This is a genomic window from Kitasatospora sp. NPDC057940 (assembly GCF_042887425.1).
In the GTDB taxonomy this organism is placed as follows: Bacteria; Actinomycetota; Actinomycetes; order Streptomycetales; family Streptomycetaceae; genus Kitasatospora.
This window is the reverse complement of record NZ_JBHVPH010000021.1, coordinates 133,927-149,756: the sequence shown is the minus strand read 5'-3', so window position 1 is coordinate 149,756 and position 15,830 is coordinate 133,927. Positions and strand designations below refer to the sequence as shown.

The window sequence follows — 15,830 nt, the reverse complement described above, 5'->3', positions numbered from 1 at the left end:
GCTTGCACTACCACCCCCCTAACCACTACCCCCGGTTGGCGACGGCCGGGTCGCCGCCACCCGCGGGGGCCGTGCGCGCGGCGGCGATCGCCGCCCCCCGCGCCCGCCGCCAGGCCGCTGCTTCCGGGGGAAGCCATGACGGTGGTGGCCTGGGCGGCGCATGCGGGGGCGGAGGCTGCGGCGGCGGGTGCGGGGGAGGTTGCGGCGGCGGACTGTAGACCCCGAGGCGCCGGAAGTCCCCAGGAGGGCATGCCTCTTGAGTTGGTCGGCGTTGCTCGCGAGGGCGTAGCCGTGTGGGCCATCGGGGTGGCCGATCGGAGCATCGCCACAGGCGGGCAGCGGGTCGGTTTGCCGAAACGGCAACAAGCCTCGCCCTCCTCGGTGCGCGCGCAGCATGATCGGCATTGCGTCGGCACCTGAATCGGCACCGCATCGGCATCGTGCCGTCGAACAGCAGCCTGCCGAACCGAACTTGGTGTACGTCGGATCGAGATCCCAGGAGGACGACACATGTCACCGTCGCTGACCACGGGCCCCACGCACCGGCTGGTCCCCTCGCCCGCCGGCCGGATCCACCTGGTGGAGCAGGGCACCGGGCCGCTGGTCCTGCTGCTGCACGGGTTCCCGGAGTCCTGGTACTCCTGGCGCCACCAGCTGCCGGTGCTGGCCGCTGCCGGGTACCGCGCGGTCGCCATCGATGTCCGCGGGTACGGGCGCTCCTCCAAGCCGGAGGAGGTGACCGCGTACCGGATGTTCGACCTGGTCGAGGACAACGTCGCGGTGGTGCACGCCCTGGGTGAACGGTCCGCGGTGATCGTCGGCCACGACTGGGGCTCGACCATCGCCGCCAACTCCGCCCTGATCCGACCGGACGTCTTCCGCGCGGTGGGGCTGCTGAGCGTTCCCTACCTCCCGCGGGGCGGACCGAGGCCCAGCGAGGTCTTCGGGCACCTGGGCGGCGACGAGGAGTTCTACGTCTCCTACTTCCAGGAGCCGGGCCGGGCCGAGGCCGAGATCGAACCGGACGTGCGCGGCTGGCTCGCGGGCTTCTACGCCGCGCTGTCCGCCGACACCATGCCGGCGGCCGACGCCCCCGACCCGCACTTCGTCAGCCGTGGCGGGACACTTCGTGACCGGTTCCCCGCCGGGCGGCGGCCCGGCTGGCTCAGCGCGGAGGAACTCGACTTCTACGCCGGGGAGTTCGAGCGAACCGGCATGAGCGGAGCGCTGGGCCGCTACCGGAACATGGACCGGGACTGGGAGGACCTCGCCGACTTCGACGGCGCCCCCGTCACCCAGCCGTCCCTGTTCATCGGCGGGAGCCGGGACGCCTCCACCACCTGGCTGGCCGACGCGATCGCGGCCTACCCCGCGACCCTGCCCGGCCTGCTCTCCAGCCACGTCCTCGACGGCTGCGGGCACTGGGTCCAGCAGGAACGCCCCGCCGAGGTCAACCGGATCCTGACCGACTGGCTCGCGTCCCTCCCCTCCTGAGCGGGGAGCCGGGAACGGGGAGCAGGGTGCTGCGCGGGCTCGACGGTCGGGTCGAACCCGTGGCCCAGCAGCGCCGTGGTGCTCCGGGGCGCAGCGCTCACCAGGCCACGGTTCGGCCGAGGTAGTCGACGTAGTGCAGGCCCGGGCTGCTCCGGAGGGCGTCGAGCGTCCTGACCACGTTCGGGATGCTCTCGTCGATGCCGAGCAGGGCGTCCGAGCCGCCCATGTCGGTGCGCACCCAGCCGGGGGCCATGAGGACCAGGGGCCGGGGTCCGCCGCTGTGCCGGGCCGCGTAGCTGCGCATGAACGTGTTGAGCGCGGCCTTGCTGCCCCGGTACACCTCGTGGCCGCCGTGCTCGTTGTTGGCCACGCTGCCCTGGCCCGAGGACATCACCGCGATCGTGCCCGCGGGCTCGACGAGGTCCTGGAGGGCCTCGATGACGCGCAACGGGCTCAGCGCGTTGGTGACCATGACCCGGACGAACTCCTCGGTGGAGGTCTGCGCGACCGTGCCCTCGGGCTGGTTCGTGACGCCGGCGTTCACGAAGAGCAGGTCGAACGTCCGGTCGGCCAGGCGAGCGCTCAGCGCCGCGACCTGTTCGGGCTCGGTGATGTCGACGGTCTCGATCTCGACCTGCCCGGCGTGGGCGTCGGCGAGCTCGTGCAGCCCGGTCCGGCCCGAGCCGCGCACGGTGGCCACGACCTGCCAGCCGGCCCGCGCCCATTCCTGGGCGAGGGCGAGGCCGAGGCCCCGGGACGCGCCGATCAGGAGCACGCGCCTGCCGGGGGCCGGGGCCGGGGCCGGCGCGGAGTGGCTTTCCGAGGTGTTCGTCGACATGACAGCGATTGTCCGAGGCGTCACCGCTTCCGGCAAGCCGCCTCCCCGGTGGGGGAGTTGGCAATCCGGGTCCGGGCGCCTCGCGCTTGTCGCCGTGGCGCCGGCCGGCGGGCGGCTCAGAGGCCGAAGCGGGCGCGGTGGGAGGCGGGGACCAGGTCGGTGTACTCGGGGTGCTTGGTGATCCAGCCGCGAATGAAGGGGCAGTAGGGGAGGACGGCGAGTCCCTGCTCGCGGGCCGTGTCCAGTGCCGCGCGTGCCAGTCGGCCGGCCAGGCCGCGGCCTTCGAAGCGGGGGTCGATCTCGGTGTGGATGAAGGCGATCTCGTCGTCGGAGCGGTGGTACTCGGCGAAGCCGGCGAGTTCTCCGCCGTCCTGGATCTCGAAGCGCGACTTCTCGGTGTTGTCGGTGACGAGCTGGTCCATGGTTCCTCCGCAAGGTGTGGGACGGCCCGGGAGAGCCGGTGGCGGGGTGGTGCGGCACCGCCACTATAGTTTAAGAATCAACATTTGTCGTCAGGTCACCACGCAGGCCGACGGACACGGGCTGGGTCGCCAGGTGACCATCCGGCAGCCGAACTGTCCGGCGGCAGGTTTGCCCGGCGCGGCTGCCGGGATACCCATGGCGCATGATTCCCGCTGCGGTCAGTGACGTCCTGCCGGAACTCGTCCCGTTCGTGCGGGCGGTCCAGGAACGCAGGCCCGACGACGGGACGTGGTGCGAGGCGTGGACGGTGCGGGACGTCCTCGCCCACCAGACCGGCAACGCCGAGGAACTCGCCCGCGTCCTGCGCGCCTTCCACGCGGGCGAGCCCGTGGAGACCCGCGGCTTCGACCGGGAGGAGCCGTACCGGCGGATGTCCGACGCACAGCTGTGGGAGGCCTTCGCCGCCCGCTGCGCCGAACTGGCCGAGGTCGCCGCGGCCGCGGAGAGCGACCTGCCCCCGGACACCGAGGTGCGGTGGACCGGCCGGACCGTGACGGTGCCGTTCTTCGCCGAGCACCTGCGCGAGGAACTGATCCTCCACCGGTGGGACCTCACCGGCGACGACCGTACGGCCCGGGATGCGCTCGCCGAGCCGTGGATGACGTCGCACAGCGTGCGGCTGGTCGGCCGGCCGCTGTTGGCCCGGGGCGTGGCCGGACTCGACCTCGGGCCCGGGGGACGCGTCGAGGCCCGCCTGCGCGTCCCCGGGACCGACGACGTCCTGGTGACCGCGGACGCCGACGGCGCGTCCATCGCCCTGGCCCCGCCCGAGGGCCCGGCCACCATCGAGAGCGACGCCGCGGTGCGCGTCCTGCTGTTGTGGGGGCGGCGTCCGGCGGACCCGGGCCGCTGGCACAGCACGGTCGGTCCGGAGGAGCTGCGACGGGTGCGTGCCCTGTTGAGCGGCTACTGAGCGGCTGCTGAGTGACTACTGAGCGGGCGGGGGGAAGGGGGCGCGCGGGGTGTCCGGCTCGGTCCGGGGCGCCGGGGTGACGGACACCCGGGGAAGCGCCTCGGGGTGGTGTTCGCAGATGTGCGTCACCAGGTGCTCGCGGAGCTGGCAGCGGAGGGAGAACGCGTCGTCGGCGTTGGCGGCGGTCGCCAGGAGCCGGACCACGATGGTGGTGGGCGTGGTGTCGACGACCTGGAGGGCGCTGCCCTCGCCGTCCCAGAGGGGGCTGTCGGCGAGGAACGCGTCGAACTCCTTGCGCAGCAGGGGGACCGGGGCCCGGTGGTCGAGGTGGAGGAAGGCGGTGCCGGTGATCCGGCTGGAGCGGCGCGACCAGTTCTCGAACGGGCGGCCGGCGAAGTAGGACATCGGCATCACCAGGCGGCGCTGGTCCCAGGTCGCGATCACCACCGCGGTGAGGGTGATCTCCTCCACGGTGCCCCACTCGCCGGACACCACGACCACGTCGCCGATCCGGACCAGGTCGCCGAAGGCCAGCTGCACCCCGGCGAAGAGGTTGGCCAGCACGCTCTGCGCGGCGATGCCCGCGACCACGCCGACCAGGCCCGCCGAGGCGAGCAGACTGGTCCCGATGCCGCGCACGGACGGGAAGGTCATCAGCATCGCGCCCAGGGCGGCGATCGCGATGATCGCCTGGCAGATCCGGCCGAGCAGACCCGCCTGGGTGCGGGCGCGGCCGGCCGAGGACGGGTCGCGGCGGTGGACGGCGAGGCGGACGGCGCCTTCGACGACGAGCCCGACCACCCGGGCGCCGAGCCATCCGCCGGAGGCGATCGCCAGCAGGATCAGGAGGTGGTGCAGCTGCTCCCGGGTCTCCGGCGAACCGCCGACCCACGGCTGGACGGCGAGGGACAGCGAGGTGGCGAGCACGGTGATCAGGGGGCGCCGGCAGCTGCGCAGCATCCCCGGCATGACGCTGCCCGGCCGGTGCGGGGCGAATCTGCGGACCAGCCGTTCGGCGGTCCGGTCCAGGACGTAGGTGGTCAGGGCCACCCCCGCACCTGCCAGGAGCAGACGGAACAGGCTCCACCACACGCTCGCTCTCCTCCCGCGACGGCCGCAGTGCGGCGCTGTGGGCCGGCCTTCCCCGGGCCGGCGCTGTGGGCGGACCTTCCCCGGGCCCGCTTCCCGGACCCCGTTTTCCCGTTCGGCGGGATTCACACCTGCCGGAGGTGAGGTGTGGGCTAGGCCGTTCGGGTGAGGGGGGCGAGGGGGAGCGAGACGGGGGAGACGGGTGAGGGGGGCGAGCCGAGGGGCCGCGTCGAGGGTTCAGCTCGGGTGCATATCGGCCCGGGAACGGGGCAGCCGGGGCCTGAAGGCCCGCCGGCCCGGGCGGGCACCGACATGTCAGGAGGAGCGATGCACCGGATCGAGGAGTCCGTCGAGGTGGCGGCGCCGCTCGGCACGGTCTACGAGAGCTGGGTCAGGTGTGAGGAGTTCCCGCAGTTCATGCGGGGTGTGGTCAGGGTCGACCGGTCGGGCCAGGACACCAGCTGGGTGGTCCGGACCGCCGCCGGCCCGCGCGAGTTCACGGCCGTGACCACGGAGCTGGTGGAGAACGACCGCGTGGCGTGGGACAGCGGCCCCGGCCCGGTGCGGCACCAGGGCGTGGTCACCTTCCACGCCGTGGGCGACGCCGTCACCCGGGTGATGTTCCAGCTTCAGGTCGAACCGCACGGACTCTGGGAGCACCTCGCCGAGGCGCTCGGGTTCGTCGACCGCCGGGTGATCGACGACCTGACCGACTTCAAGCGCCACGTCGAGGAGGGCGGCGGACCGGTCGAGGCCACGGTCGACGACACGGTGGCATGAACCTCCGGATCGGGGGCAGCCGAAGCGTACCGACAGCCCGAATCCGACAGCCCGATCCGGCAGTCAGACCTGACAGCCGGATCTGACAGCCAGACCCGACAGCCAGACCCGACGACGGAAGGAGACGGTCGTGAGTGATCGCGTCAACATCTGGGAGTTCCGGGACACCGCCGGTCACACGGCGGGCACCGACCTCATCGGCTTCCACGTCGAGGCCACCGACGGAGCGATCGGCAAGATCGACAAGCTGTCCGAGGCGGTCGGCGCCCAGCATCTGGTCGTCGACACCGGTCCGTGGATCCTCGGCAGGCGGGTGCTCCTGCCCGCCGGCACCGTGATCCGGATCGAGATCGGCGAGCAGAAGGTGTACGTCGACCGGTCCAAGGACGACATCAGGAACGGTCCCGGCCTCGACGACGGCGCGGCCGACGTGTCGGCCGACGTCCGCGACCGCTACGGGCTCTACTACGACCCGTTCTACGGCGGTCGGATCTTCTGACGAAAGGGAGCAGCAGTCATGCCGTACGGTTCCCCGCAGCTCCAGTCTCAGCCCCAGTCCCGACTCCAGCCCCAGTCCCAGTCCGTCGGATCCATCAGTCCGCCGGTGGTGCCGGATCCTCCGTTGCCGCCCGGCGTGCCCGAGCCGCCGCCGGATCCGGTGCTCCCGGGCCCCGCTACGCCGTCACCCGCGCCGCCCGGGCCTGAGCCCGAGCCCGAACCGGGCCTGCCCCGCCCGCCCGAGCCGCCGGACTGAAGAGCCGGACTGAAGCGCCGGATGGAGGAGTCCCGGGGTGGGCCAGAGCGTTACCCCCAGTACCCCGTGTGCACCGCGGAGGCCTCCTCGAAGAGGTGCGGGCCGGACGCCTCCACCGTGCTGCCGCCGGCGGCGAAGACCTGGCGGCACGGCAGGTCGAGCACCGGCTCCTCCGGGTCCACCCCCGCGATGGCGTTCAGCTCCGCCCCGGCGAGCGCGTAGACGACCTTGCGGATGCCGCTCCAGTAGATGGCCCCGGCACACATCGCGCACGGTTCGGTACTCGTGTACAGGACGGCGTCGACGAGCTGCGTCGGGGCCAGGGTGCGCGAGGCCTCCCGCACCAGGTTGGTCTCCGCGTGGGCGGTGACGTCGCGGTCGGTCAGCACCGAGTTCTCGGCCGTGAGCAGGACGTTCCCGGCGGAGTCGGTCAGCAGCGCTCCGAAGGGGTGGTTGCCGTGCGCCCGGGCGTCGGCCGCGATCTCGATGGCCGCGAGCAGGTGCTCGCGGGTGCGGTCGGTCATGACGTGCTCCTCAGGGGATCGGCGGTGGGGCGGGCCCCATGGTGTCGCGGTCGGGCGGGGCGGTGGTACCAGGTTGCCGCACCCGCTCTCCGCCCGCGACCACCCCCGGCGGCGGCCCGGGCCCGCGAGCCGGTGCGGAGCGTGCTGCGGGGACCGGCTCCCGCCCGGGCGGCCGCGCCGTCGTCAGCGGGCGAACTTCTCGACGGCCGCCGGTGTGACGGGTGTGAAGAAGTTGATGAGGTTGCCGTCGGGGTCACGGAGCAGGAGCGACCGGTTGCCCCAGGGCATCGTGGTGGGCTCGGTCACGAAGTCGGTGACGAAGCCGGTCAGGTTCCGGTACACGGCGTCCACGTCGGCGACGAGGAATTCGAGGATCACGCTGTTGTTGTCGGCCGGACGGGCGGAGCCGGGCGCGAACAGCGCCACGGTCCGGGTGCTGCCGATGGCGAGGGTCCCGCCGGCGGTCCGCAGTTCGGCGAAGTCCTCGGTGGACCAGTGCGCCGGTACCCCCGTGGCCCGCTCGTAGAAGCCGACGAGGCGTGCGATGTCGCCCGTGATGATCCGGATCGAAACGAAGTTCATGGTGCTCTCTCCTCGGGTCGGTGAAGCCGTTGCACCCCGGACGGTAGAGGAAATAGTGGACAGAATCGGTCCGGTATCAGCGCTAGGCTCGTGGACATGGGCCGACCCACCAGCCGTGTGCTCACCCTCCTGGAACTCCTGCAGTCGGGCGGCATCAGGACGGTGGCCGAACTCGCCGACCGGCTCGGCGTCGACGGGCGCACCGTACGGCGATACGTGGACCACCTGGTCGACCTCGACATCCCCGTCGAGGCCGTCCGCGGGCGCTACGGCGGGTACCGGCTCGCCCCCGGGTACCGCCTGCCTCCGCTCATGCTCAATGACGACGAGGCGCTCGCCGTGCTGCTCGGCCTCGTCGCGGGCCGCAGGGCGGGGCTGCTGACGGCGACCGGGACCGCGACCGGGACGGCGGGCGAGACGGCGGCGGCCAAGATCCGCCGGGCGCTGCCCGAGCGCCTCGCCCGTCGGCTCGACGCCGTCCTGGAATCCCTCGCCTTCACGGCCGAGCCCGGCGAGGCGGCCACCCCGGAGACGGGCGTCCTGCTCGCCGTCGCCGACGCGGTGCGTCACTGCCGCCCGATCTCGATCAGGTACACCGCCCGGGACGGCCGGCGGAGCGAGCGCACGCTGCACCCGTACGGGATCGTCACCCACGGGGGCCGGTGGTACGTCACGGGCACCGATCCCGGGATCGAGCCCGAGATCGAGCCCGGGACCGATCCCGGGGCCGGCCAGGACCGGACCTTCCGGCTCGATCGCATCGCGGACGCGCGGCCCCTGCCGGGCTCGTTCGAGCCGCCCGCCGGGCTCGACCCGGCCCAGCGCGTCCTGTCCGGGCTCGCCAAGGCCGCGTACCGGTACGAGGTGACCCTGCGGATCCACGGGACGGTCGAGCAGATCCGCGCCCGTCTTCCCGCCAGCGTCGCGAGCATCGAGGAGCCCGTACCCGAGGAAGGAACGGATCCGCACACCGAGCGGTGGCTGCACGTCGAACTGCGGGCGGAGCGGCTCGACTGGCTGCCCCCCGTCCTCGCCTCGCTCGACCGGCCGTTCGTCATCGAGCGGCCGGACGAACTCCGCGGCCTCGTCCTCGCGCTCGCCGACCGGCTCGCCGCCTCCGCCCGCCAGGCCTGCGACCCGGACCGGACGGGACGCTGATGCGCCTGACGTTCCCCCACGGACGCTGATGCGCCCGCCCCGGTGTCAAGACCCGCGAAACCTTCCCGGCGCGGGAGCGTTGGCAGTGCACCGGACGTCCCGGTCAGGTAGGTGGGAGGCAACCGTCGTGCTCGTGGAACCTGTCCTTGTCACCGGCGCCGGCGGTGGGGTCGGCGGAGTCGGACGAAGGATCCTGGAGGGGCTGCGGGCGCGGAACGTGCCCGTCAGGGCTCTCGTGCACCACGACGACGAACGGGCCTCGGAGCTGAGGGCGATGGGCGGCGTGGAGGTGGTGGTCGGCGACCTCACCCGTGGCGCGGACGTGGTCGAGGCGCTGGCCGGCTGCCGCCGGGCCTACTTCGGGATGAGCGTGTCGTCCGCCTACCTGGAGGCCGCGGCGACGGTGGCGGCCGCCGCCCGGGAGAGCGCAAGCCTGGAACTGCTGGTCAGCATCTCGCAGATGACCGTCTCGCAGATGGACCTCACCAGCGACACCGAGTCCCGGCAGCAGCGACTGCACTACCTCGCCGAACACGTCCTCGACTGGTCCGGGGCGCCGGTCGTCCACGTCCGGCCCACCGTGGTCATGGAGAATCCGCTCTTCACCGGGGTGGCGGCCGCTTCGATCCGGCGGGACGGCACGATCCGCCTGCCCTTCGGCGCGGCCCGGACCTCACCGGTCGCGGCCGCCGACGTGGCCGAGGTCGTCACCGTGCTCCTGCTCGACCCCGCCCCCCGGACCGGCCGCGTCTACGAACTGACCGGGGCCCGATCCCGCGACATGACGGCCATCGCGGCCGAGTTCTCCGCCGCCCTGGGCCGCGAGGTGACCTACGTCGACGTGCCCTACCAGGAGTGGCTGGAGCACGACCTCAGGAACCAGGGACTGCCGGACCACGTGTTCGACCACATCGCCACGATGGCCAGGCTGCACGGCGAGAACCGGTACGACCGGGCGACGAACGACGTCGCCGACCTTCTCGGTCGCCCCCCACGGGGGTTCGACACCGTGATCGAGGACCTGCTCGCCCGGTAACCGCAGTCGCCCGGCAGCCGCAGTCGGCCGGGTGCCGGGGGAGCGGTCGCTCAGAGCCAGCCGCGCTGCGCCGCCTTGAGACCGGCCTCGAAGCGGCTCGACGCGTCGAGGCGCTCCATCAACCCGGCCATCTGGCGGCGGACGCTGCGCGCCGAGAGGCCCAGGTTCCGGCCGGCGGCCTCGTCGGTGAGGCCGGACGCGAGCAGCCGCAGGAGTTCCTGTTCGGTGGCGCTGAGGCCGGTCTCGGTGTCCTTGCGCCGGTCGGCGCCGAGCGGGACGGCGGCCTGCCAGGTCCGCTCGAAGAGGGCGACCAGGGAGGCGACGATCCCGGGCTCGCGCGTGCACAGGGCGCCGAGCCGGGTGTGGGCCGGGTCGATCGGGACCACGGCGACCTGGCGGTCGAAGATGAGCATCCGGGGCGGCAGCGTCGGGCAGGTGCGGACCAGGCCGCTCTCCTCGGTCATCCAGCGGGCGTAGGCGAGCGTCGCCGGATCGTGCCGCACGCTGTCCTGGTAGAGCGTCAGCAGTGCCACCCCGCGTCGCATGGCCGCCTCGTCCAGCGGCCGGGAGGCGTCCAGGCTGGCCTGGGACTGCGCTCCGCCGGGCATCACGGACAGGCACTCCCCGGTGACCTCCTGGGCGAGGATCTCCAGCTTGGCCTGGATCGCGTCCAGGCCCACCAGGCGCTCGGCGGTCTCGACCGGGGTGTTCGGCCGCAGGTCGGCGTACTCGGCGATCGCCCGGGCGGCCGCGGCCTTGCCGATCTCCAGATCCTGCTGGCGGCGCAGCAGTTCCTGCTCCTGGCGGCGCAGGATCAGCTCCAGCCCGAGCGCGGGGCTCACCGGCAGCAGAAGCCCGGGTGCCTCCCGGGAAGCCCGGAGCAGCTGCAGATCGGCGAGCCGGTCGAGGGCCTCCCGGACGGCGGGCTCGGGCAGGCCCAGCTGGTCGCACAACTCCCTGACGCCGCCCTGCGGATCGGCGAGCATGGCCCGGTAGACGGCCTCCGAGACACGGTCCAACCCCAGCATGTCCAGCATGCGCGCAGCCCCCCGGTGCGGTGTCGAACGTGCCGTGCCGCCGTGCGACACATCGGGATCATCCCAGCCCGGCTTCGACTCCACAAGCAGTCCTGCCCCGGGCGGGGTCCGGCCGATTCGCCGCGCTCGTCTCCTGTGCTCGCCCCCCGTGCTCGTCTCCCGGTCGCGGGTTCAGGCGCTCGGGGGCAGCAGCCGTGACAGTCCGTAGTGGAAGCGGTTGTCGAAGGAGTCCGCGACCATGAGGTCCTCGCCGATCCGGGCGAGGGCGGGGTAGCCGCCGGTGGCGACGAGGTCGTGGAACGAGCCGCGGGGGCTGTCGGAGGGGGTCTGCTGTTCCTGGGTGAGGCCGAGGGTGAAGTAGACGATCGACCAGCACAGGCGGGCGGCGTCCGGCTCGGGGTGTCCGGCGTCCAGCAGGGCGCCGGCGATGGTGTCGGCCACGCGCAGGGTCTTGCCCGTGCCGTTGAAGGTGCCGGCGACCAGGCGGCCGCCGTCGCGGTGTGCGAGCAGGGCGTCCCGGTAGCGGGTGGCGACCGTGCGGGCCCGCTCGACCGGTTCGTCGGGCAGGTGGGTGACGTCGACGGAGCCGACGATGTGGTCGGCCATCGTCTCGATGAGTGTCTGCTTCGTCTTCACGTACGAGCTCACCGAGTTGAGGTGGGAACCGAGGGTCCGGGCGACCCCGCGCAGCGTCAGCTTGTCGAGGCCGTCGGCTTCGAGCGTGGTGAACGCAGCCTCGATCACGTCGTCCAGCGTCCAGCGCATCCTCGTGTCCCGTTCCGTCCTGCGCCACCCACCGGCGACTTCCCGGTCATGGTACAAGGAGCCTGTTCGGTACAAGCAGCCTGTTCAGGGCCCTGTTCAGGCGCCGAACGCCGCCTGGGACACCGCGTCCCAGCGCCCCCACTCCTCGATGCGGGAGGCGTACTCGGCCCGGATCACGTCGAGGGGCCCCTTGCCGAAGAAGATCCGCAAGGGCGGCTCGTCGGCGGCGACGACGGTGAGGATCGCCGCGCGGGTGGCGGTCGGCTCGCCGCGCACTCCGGCCGGGCGTTGCATGGCGGCGCGGAAACCGTCGTAGGCGGGCAGGGGTTCGGCGTGGACGGCGGAGGGCCCGGCCCAGTCGGTGGAGTACCCGGCGGGTTCGACCAGGGTGACCTTGATGCCGAAGTCCTTGACCTCCTTGGCGAGGCTGGCGGTGAATCCCTCCAGGCCGAACTTCGAGGCGTGGTAGACGCCCAGGCCCGGCAGGGAGAAGACGCCGGCGATCGAGGAGACCTGGATGATGTGTCCGCCGCCCTGGGCCCGCAGGTGCGGCAGCGCGGCCTGGGTGACCCACAGCGGGGCGAGCAGGTTCACGTCGATCTGTGCCCGGGCCTGCTCCTCGCTGATCTCCTCGACCATGCCGAACAGGCCGTAGCCGGCGTTGTTGACGACGACGTCGAGGCGGCCGAAGCGGTCGGCCGCCTGGCGTACGGCGGCGTGGACGGCCGCGCGGTCGGTGACGTCCAGCTGGATCGGCAGCAGGTCGTCACCGTGGGCGGCGGCCAGGTCGTCGAACGCGCCGGGGGTGCGGCTCGTCGCGGCGACGCGGTCGCCCCGTTCCAGGGCGGCTTCGGCCCACTGCCTGCCGAAGCCCTTGGAGGCGCCGGTGATGAACCAGGTCTTCGTCTTCGTGGGCATGTCGTGCTCCGTGGTCATGCTGTGCTCCGTGGTCATGTCGTGTGCCGGTGTTCCTCGGTGCCGGGCGGTTCCTGCCGGCTGTACGGGGTGAGCCGCGATCACGGCCGTGCCCCCTCGTAGAGGGTGTAGTCGGGCAGCGCGAAGCCGTTCGACAGGCGGATCTGGTCGCGCAACAGCAGATCGCCGAGCGGCAGCCGCTCCTGGAGCGCCACCACGCCGCGCCGGAACGCGATGCCGGCCGGGGTCCGCGGCGTCATCGTCCGGCCGTTGCCCTGCCCGAACCGCTGGACGCGGCTGATCCACGGCCGCAGCCGCTCCTCGTACGCGCGCAGCCCGGCGGCGACGTCTCCCCGCGCCCGGGCCAACTCGCCGGCGAGCACGTAGGCCCCGACGAGTGCGATGGTCGTACCGTGCCCGGACAGGGGCGAGGCGCAGAACGCGGCGTCGCCCACGAGGGCGATCCGGCCCGACGACCAGTGCGGCACCACCACCTGGCTGCACGCGTCGAAGTAGAAGTCCGGGGTGTCCTCCAGCTGGGCGATCAGCTCGTCGGCGTGCCAGCGCATCCCGGCGGCGCGGGAGCGCACGACGGTCTTCAGCGCGGTGCTGTCGCGGGGGTCGTACCGGAACGGGGCGGACCGGAAGGAGAGGAACGCCATCAGCTGGGTGTTGTCGTTCACGGCGCGGGCGCCGATGGTGCGGCCCGGTTCGGAGTACACCTCGGTCCAGTCGCACAGCCCCAGCGTGTTCCGCGCGGTCCAGAACGACAGGTAGTGGCCGAGGTGGCGCAGCCGTGCGCCGCCCGTGTCCTGCGGGCCGAACGCCAGGGCGCGCACGCCCGAATGCAGGCCGTCGGCCCCGACCACGACGTCGAAGCGGCGCGGTGCGGCTTTCTCGAAGGTGACGTGCACGCCGTCACTGCGGTCGTCGAGTGCGCTGATGCGGTCGTCGAAGACGTACTCGGTCGAGCCGCCGGTCGCGTCGTGGAGGATCTCCACCAGCGCGCCCCGCAGGATCTCGGTGTCGGTCACCGGTCCGTCGCCGCCGAAGCCGTCCGCCCGCATCGACGCCTGCCGCCGTCCTCGCGCATCCACGAACGACAGCCCGTCCGCGCCGGTCCGGGCGGCACGGACCGCCTCGGCCAGGCCCGCCCGGGCGATCACGTCGCGCCCGCAGCCGCGGATGTCGATCAGCTGCCCGCCGGTGCGGCGCGCCGGCGCGGACTCGACCACCGTGACCTGCGCCCCGTACCGCGCCAGCCAGTAGGCGAGTGCCGGGCCCGCGATGCCGGCGCCGGAGACCAACGCCTTGATTCCGGGCATCGTTCACCACCTCCAATTTTGGTCATTGACCAACTTCTGCCCCCAGTAAAGTTGGTCAATGACCAAAAATCAACCGCTGTGCCGGTGATGGGTACGGGGATCTCGGGAACGACGCGGCGGGCGGCGGGGTGCCGGGTCCTGAAGCGGCCAGGCCGGTTGCTGACGGGCTGCTCACCTTCCGGGGCGCGGGCGGTGCCAGCAGGATGGTGGTCACCGGGAGAGCGGCGGGGCAACCGCCGAACAGCCTCCCCGAAGCTCTGGTCCTCGATCAGATCTCCCACCACACAAGCCGCCTGGGGTGCCGCCATGTCCAAGACCGCCCGCCTGCTCGCCACCGCCGCCGTCACCCTCGCCCTGTCGGGGATCCTGGCGCCCGCGGCCTCCGCCACCGCCGCGACCACGGCGCCGGCGGGCATCGGCTGGGACGGCACCACCGTCGCGCCGCCGGTCGTGGCGGGCGGGGCCGGGGACGGCATCGGCTGGGACGGCACCACCACCGTGCCGCCGGTCGTGGCCGGCCCGTCCGCCGGCGGCATCGGCTGGGACTGATCGTCGTGCTCCCCGTCCGGGCCACCGTCGTGGACACCAGCGGTGCGCCCACCACGACCGCCGCGGCGCGGATCGTCGAAGACGTCCTGTGGGCGCACGCCACCCCGGAACACGGACTCGAACACGTCCGCGCCGTACCGGACCGGGGCCGCATCGCCCTGGTGCTCTTCGTCCGCGCGGACGGCCCGGCCACCGCGCACGCCCTGGCCGAGAACCTGCTGGCCCGGGCCCTCACCGCGGCAACGGCCGGCCGGTACGCCGCCGCCGTCCACCCGCACTGACCCTCGCCGACCTGTACCGACCCTCGCCCGCCCGCCCACGTCCAAGGGGACCCCATGCCCAGCACGCCCCGTCCTGCCCGTGCCCTGCGCCGCGTCTGCGTGCTCGCCGCGACCACCGTGGCCGCCGGTCTTCTCACCGTCTCCCCCGCCTCGGCGGACGGCACCTACTACCCGGACGGCAACAGGACGCCGACCTCCACCGGCACCCTCGGCACCGGTGTCGGGAACAAGCTCACCGGCGCCCAGATGGTCCAGCGTGCCCGGGACTGGGTCGCCCACGGGGTCACCTACAACCAGGGGCAGTCGTTCTCCGACAGTGCGGTCGGCGGCCCGTACCGCACCGACTGCGGCGGTCTCGTCGACATGGCCTGGCAACTCCCCGGCAGCCCGCCGGTCACGTACCCCGCGCCCGGTATCGACGACCCGAAGTACAGCACCAAGCTCAGCAGTTGGTCGCAGCTCCAGCCCGGCGACGCCCTCGCCGTCGCCGGCAAGCACATCAACCTCTTCGCGGGCTGGACCAACCAGGCCGCCGGCGACTTCACGTACATCGCCGAGGACAACAGCAGCGTCCCGACCAAGGAGTACTCGGCCAACACCCACTGGTCCTCCATCGACGGCTACCCCACCTCCTCCTTCGAGCTGCTGCGCTCCAAGAACCTCGCTCCCGCCATCCCCGCCGACTTCAACGTCCTGCTGTGGGGCTTCGACTCGGGCCAGACCGTGTCCGGCACGCTGAACCTCACGGCACACCCGACGCAGAGCGGCGTCATCAACTGGCTCGACTACGTGGTCACCGGCCCGAACGGCTACTACAACCGCTTCCGCGCCACCAGCGGCGGCGCCACCAACTACCAAGTCCCCTTCGACACCGCCCCCTTGGCGGCAGGCACGTTCAGCATCTCGATGATCGCCAACGAGATCGACGGCCAGGAGCACACCTACCAGGGCGGCGTCTTCACCATCGCGCCGCAGGCCTCCACCGCCCGGGGCTCCGCCGACTCGACGGTGCTCACCAGCAACGGCACCATCGCCCTGTACCGGGTCGGTGCGGACGGCAACGTGTACGGCACCAACCAGAACACCCCCGGCGGTCCCTTCGTCCCGTGGGCGCAGCTTTCGACGGGCGGTGGGTTCGTCGGCAAGCCGGCCGCGCTCCAGACACCGAGCGGCCTCATGGTCGTCTACGCCCGGACTACGGGCGGGACCATTCAGGGCAGCAACCAGAGCACTCCGGGTGGTCCGTTCGGGTCGTGGGTCACGGTTGCTGATGCGGGTGATCCGACGGGTGTGGCGAGTGACCCGAG

General features: G+C 72.7%; 17 protein-coding genes and 1 pseudogene. 9 read left to right on the top strand and 9 right to left on the bottom strand.

What is annotated here, in order from left to right; genetic code table 11:
• The first annotated feature begins 510 nt into the window (after positions 1-510).
• Entirely contained in the window at positions 511-1,494 is a 984-nt protein-coding gene (locus ACFVTF_RS27645; RefSeq protein WP_387817143.1) for an alpha/beta fold hydrolase, read from the top strand.
• A 97-nt stretch (positions 1,495-1,591) separates the two neighbouring features.
• Here the strand turns inward: ACFVTF_RS27645 and ACFVTF_RS27640 are convergent, their stop codons facing one another.
• Positions 1,592-2,332, bottom strand: a complete 741-nt coding sequence (locus ACFVTF_RS27640; RefSeq protein ID WP_387817142.1) for an SDR family oxidoreductase — start codon at positions 2,330-2,332, stop codon at positions 1,592-1,594.
• Positions 2,333-2,448: 116 nt separating this feature from the next.
• Positions 2,449-2,754: a GNAT family N-acetyltransferase gene (locus ACFVTF_RS27635; RefSeq protein ID WP_331744922.1), complete on the bottom strand. Its 306-nt coding sequence runs from the start codon at positions 2,752-2,754 to the stop codon at positions 2,449-2,451.
• 203 nt (positions 2,755-2,957) lie between these two features.
• Here ACFVTF_RS27635 and ACFVTF_RS27630 point away from each other — a divergent pair, with 203 nt between their 5' ends.
• Positions 2,958-3,728: a maleylpyruvate isomerase N-terminal domain-containing protein gene (locus ACFVTF_RS27630; RefSeq protein ID WP_387817141.1), complete on the top strand. Its 771-nt coding sequence runs from the start codon at positions 2,958-2,960 to the stop codon at positions 3,726-3,728.
• A 15-nt stretch (positions 3,729-3,743) separates the two neighbouring features.
• Here the strand turns inward: ACFVTF_RS27630 and ACFVTF_RS27625 are convergent, their stop codons facing one another.
• Positions 3,744-4,778: a mechanosensitive ion channel domain-containing protein gene (locus ACFVTF_RS27625; protein WP_331744918.1), complete on the bottom strand. Its 1,035-nt coding sequence runs from the start codon at positions 4,776-4,778 to the stop codon at positions 3,744-3,746.
• Positions 4,779-5,144: 366 nt separating this feature from the next.
• Between ACFVTF_RS27625 and ACFVTF_RS27620 the strand changes: the two genes are divergently transcribed.
• The gene (locus ACFVTF_RS27620) at positions 5,145-5,597 is read left to right on the top strand and encodes an SRPBCC family protein (protein WP_331744916.1); all 453 of its coding nucleotides are present in this window, start codon (positions 5,145-5,147) and stop codon (positions 5,595-5,597) included.
• 130 nt (positions 5,598-5,727) lie between these two features.
• A complete protein-coding gene (locus ACFVTF_RS27615; protein ID WP_063352503.1) occupies positions 5,728-6,096 on the top strand; it encodes a hypothetical protein in 369 nt (122 codons plus the stop codon).
• 305 nt (positions 6,097-6,401) lie between these two features.
• On the opposite strand, the gene ACFVTF_RS27610 is transcribed toward ACFVTF_RS27615, so the two are convergent.
• Together ACFVTF_RS27610 and ACFVTF_RS27605 are read right to left on the bottom strand one after the other, a co-directional pair.
• The gene (locus ACFVTF_RS27610; protein WP_387817140.1) at positions 6,402-6,875 is read right to left on the bottom strand and encodes a nucleoside deaminase; all 474 of its coding nucleotides are present in this window, start codon (positions 6,873-6,875) and stop codon (positions 6,402-6,404) included.
• A gap of 183 nt (positions 6,876-7,058) precedes the next feature.
• On the bottom strand, positions 7,059-7,457 hold the full coding sequence (locus ACFVTF_RS27605) for a VOC family protein (protein WP_387817139.1): 399 nt from the start codon (positions 7,455-7,457) through the stop codon (positions 7,059-7,061).
• Between the two features lie 96 nt (positions 7,458-7,553).
• On the opposite strand from ACFVTF_RS27605, the gene ACFVTF_RS27600 reads away from it, so the two are divergent.
• Entirely contained in the window at positions 7,554-8,615 is a 1,062-nt protein-coding gene (locus ACFVTF_RS27600; RefSeq protein ID WP_387817138.1) for a helix-turn-helix transcriptional regulator, read from the top strand.
• Between the two features lie 133 nt (positions 8,616-8,748).
• The gene (locus ACFVTF_RS27595; protein WP_387817137.1) at positions 8,749-9,651 is read left to right on the top strand and encodes an NAD(P)H-binding protein; all 903 of its coding nucleotides are present in this window, start codon (positions 8,749-8,751) and stop codon (positions 9,649-9,651) included.
• A gap of 50 nt (positions 9,652-9,701) precedes the next feature.
• On the opposite strand, the gene ACFVTF_RS27590 is transcribed toward ACFVTF_RS27595, so the two are convergent.
• From ACFVTF_RS27590 to ACFVTF_RS27575, 4 genes are all read right to left on the bottom strand, one after another.
• Entirely contained in the window at positions 9,702-10,688 is a 987-nt protein-coding gene (locus ACFVTF_RS27590; protein WP_387817136.1) for a LuxR C-terminal-related transcriptional regulator, read from the bottom strand.
• Positions 10,689-10,859: 171 nt separating this feature from the next.
• The gene (locus ACFVTF_RS27585; protein WP_331744902.1) at positions 10,860-11,453 is read right to left on the bottom strand and encodes a TetR/AcrR family transcriptional regulator C-terminal domain-containing protein; all 594 of its coding nucleotides are present in this window, start codon (positions 11,451-11,453) and stop codon (positions 10,860-10,862) included.
• A 96-nt stretch (positions 11,454-11,549) separates the two neighbouring features.
• Positions 11,550-12,389, bottom strand: coding sequence for an SDR family NAD(P)-dependent oxidoreductase (locus ACFVTF_RS27580; RefSeq protein WP_387817135.1), 840 nt, complete (start codon positions 12,387-12,389; stop codon positions 11,550-11,552).
• Between the two features lie 80 nt (positions 12,390-12,469).
• Entirely contained in the window at positions 12,470-13,693 is a 1,224-nt protein-coding gene (locus ACFVTF_RS27575) for an FAD-dependent monooxygenase (RefSeq protein ID WP_387817134.1), read from the bottom strand.
• A 306-nt stretch (positions 13,694-13,999) separates the two neighbouring features.
• On the opposite strand from ACFVTF_RS27575, the gene ACFVTF_RS27570 reads away from it, so the two are divergent.
• The 3 genes and pseudogenes from ACFVTF_RS27570 to ACFVTF_RS27560 form a co-directional block, all read left to right on the top strand.
• Positions 14,000-14,242, top strand: a complete 243-nt coding sequence (locus ACFVTF_RS27570) for a hypothetical protein (RefSeq protein ID WP_387817133.1) — start codon at positions 14,000-14,002, stop codon at positions 14,240-14,242.
• Between the two features lie 5 nt (positions 14,243-14,247).
• A complete protein-coding gene (locus tag ACFVTF_RS27565; protein ID WP_387817132.1) occupies positions 14,248-14,523 on the top strand; it encodes a hypothetical protein in 276 nt (91 codons plus the stop codon).
• Between the two features lie 54 nt (positions 14,524-14,577).
• A pseudogene (locus ACFVTF_RS27560) lies at positions 14,578-15,830 on the top strand (hypothetical protein); the annotation flags it as partial.

What these genes read in the sequence shown, in the direction of transcription:
- ACFVTF_RS27620 (WP_331744916.1), top strand. Translation starts at nt 5,145, where the DNA reads ATGCACCGGATCGAGGAGTCCGTCGAGGTGGCGGCGCCGCTCGGCACG.
- ACFVTF_RS27600 (WP_387817138.1), top strand. Translation starts at nt 7,554, where the DNA reads ATGGGCCGACCCACCAGCCGTGTGCTCACCCTCCTGGAACTCCTGCAG.
- ACFVTF_RS27640 (WP_387817142.1), bottom strand. Translation starts at nt 2,332, where the DNA reads ATGTCGACGAACACCTCGGAAAGCCACTCCGCGCCGGCCCCGGCCCCG.
- ACFVTF_RS27635 (WP_331744922.1), bottom strand. Translation starts at nt 2,754, where the DNA reads ATGGACCAGCTCGTCACCGACAACACCGAGAAGTCGCGCTTCGAGATC.
- ACFVTF_RS27590 (WP_387817136.1), bottom strand. Translation starts at nt 10,688, where the DNA reads ATGCTGGACATGCTGGGGTTGGACCGTGTCTCGGAGGCCGTCTACCGG.
- ACFVTF_RS27580 (WP_387817135.1), bottom strand. Translation starts at nt 12,389, where the DNA reads ATGACCACGGAGCACGACATGCCCACGAAGACGAAGACCTGGTTCATC.
- ACFVTF_RS27645 (WP_387817143.1), top strand. Translation starts at nt 511, where the DNA reads ATGTCACCGTCGCTGACCACGGGCCCCACGCACCGGCTGGTCCCCTCG.
- ACFVTF_RS27570 (WP_387817133.1), top strand. Translation starts at nt 14,000, where the DNA reads ATGTCCAAGACCGCCCGCCTGCTCGCCACCGCCGCCGTCACCCTCGCC.
- ACFVTF_RS27575 (WP_387817134.1), bottom strand. Translation starts at nt 13,693, where the DNA reads ATGCCCGGAATCAAGGCGTTGGTCTCCGGCGCCGGCATCGCGGGCCCG.
- ACFVTF_RS27585 (WP_331744902.1), bottom strand. Translation starts at nt 11,453, where the DNA reads ATGCGCTGGACGCTGGACGACGTGATCGAGGCTGCGTTCACCACGCTC.
- ACFVTF_RS27605 (WP_387817139.1), bottom strand. Translation starts at nt 7,457, where the DNA reads ATGAACTTCGTTTCGATCCGGATCATCACGGGCGACATCGCACGCCTC.
- ACFVTF_RS27630 (WP_387817141.1), top strand. Translation starts at nt 2,958, where the DNA reads ATGATTCCCGCTGCGGTCAGTGACGTCCTGCCGGAACTCGTCCCGTTC.
- ACFVTF_RS27610 (WP_387817140.1), bottom strand. Translation starts at nt 6,875, where the DNA reads ATGACCGACCGCACCCGCGAGCACCTGCTCGCGGCCATCGAGATCGCG.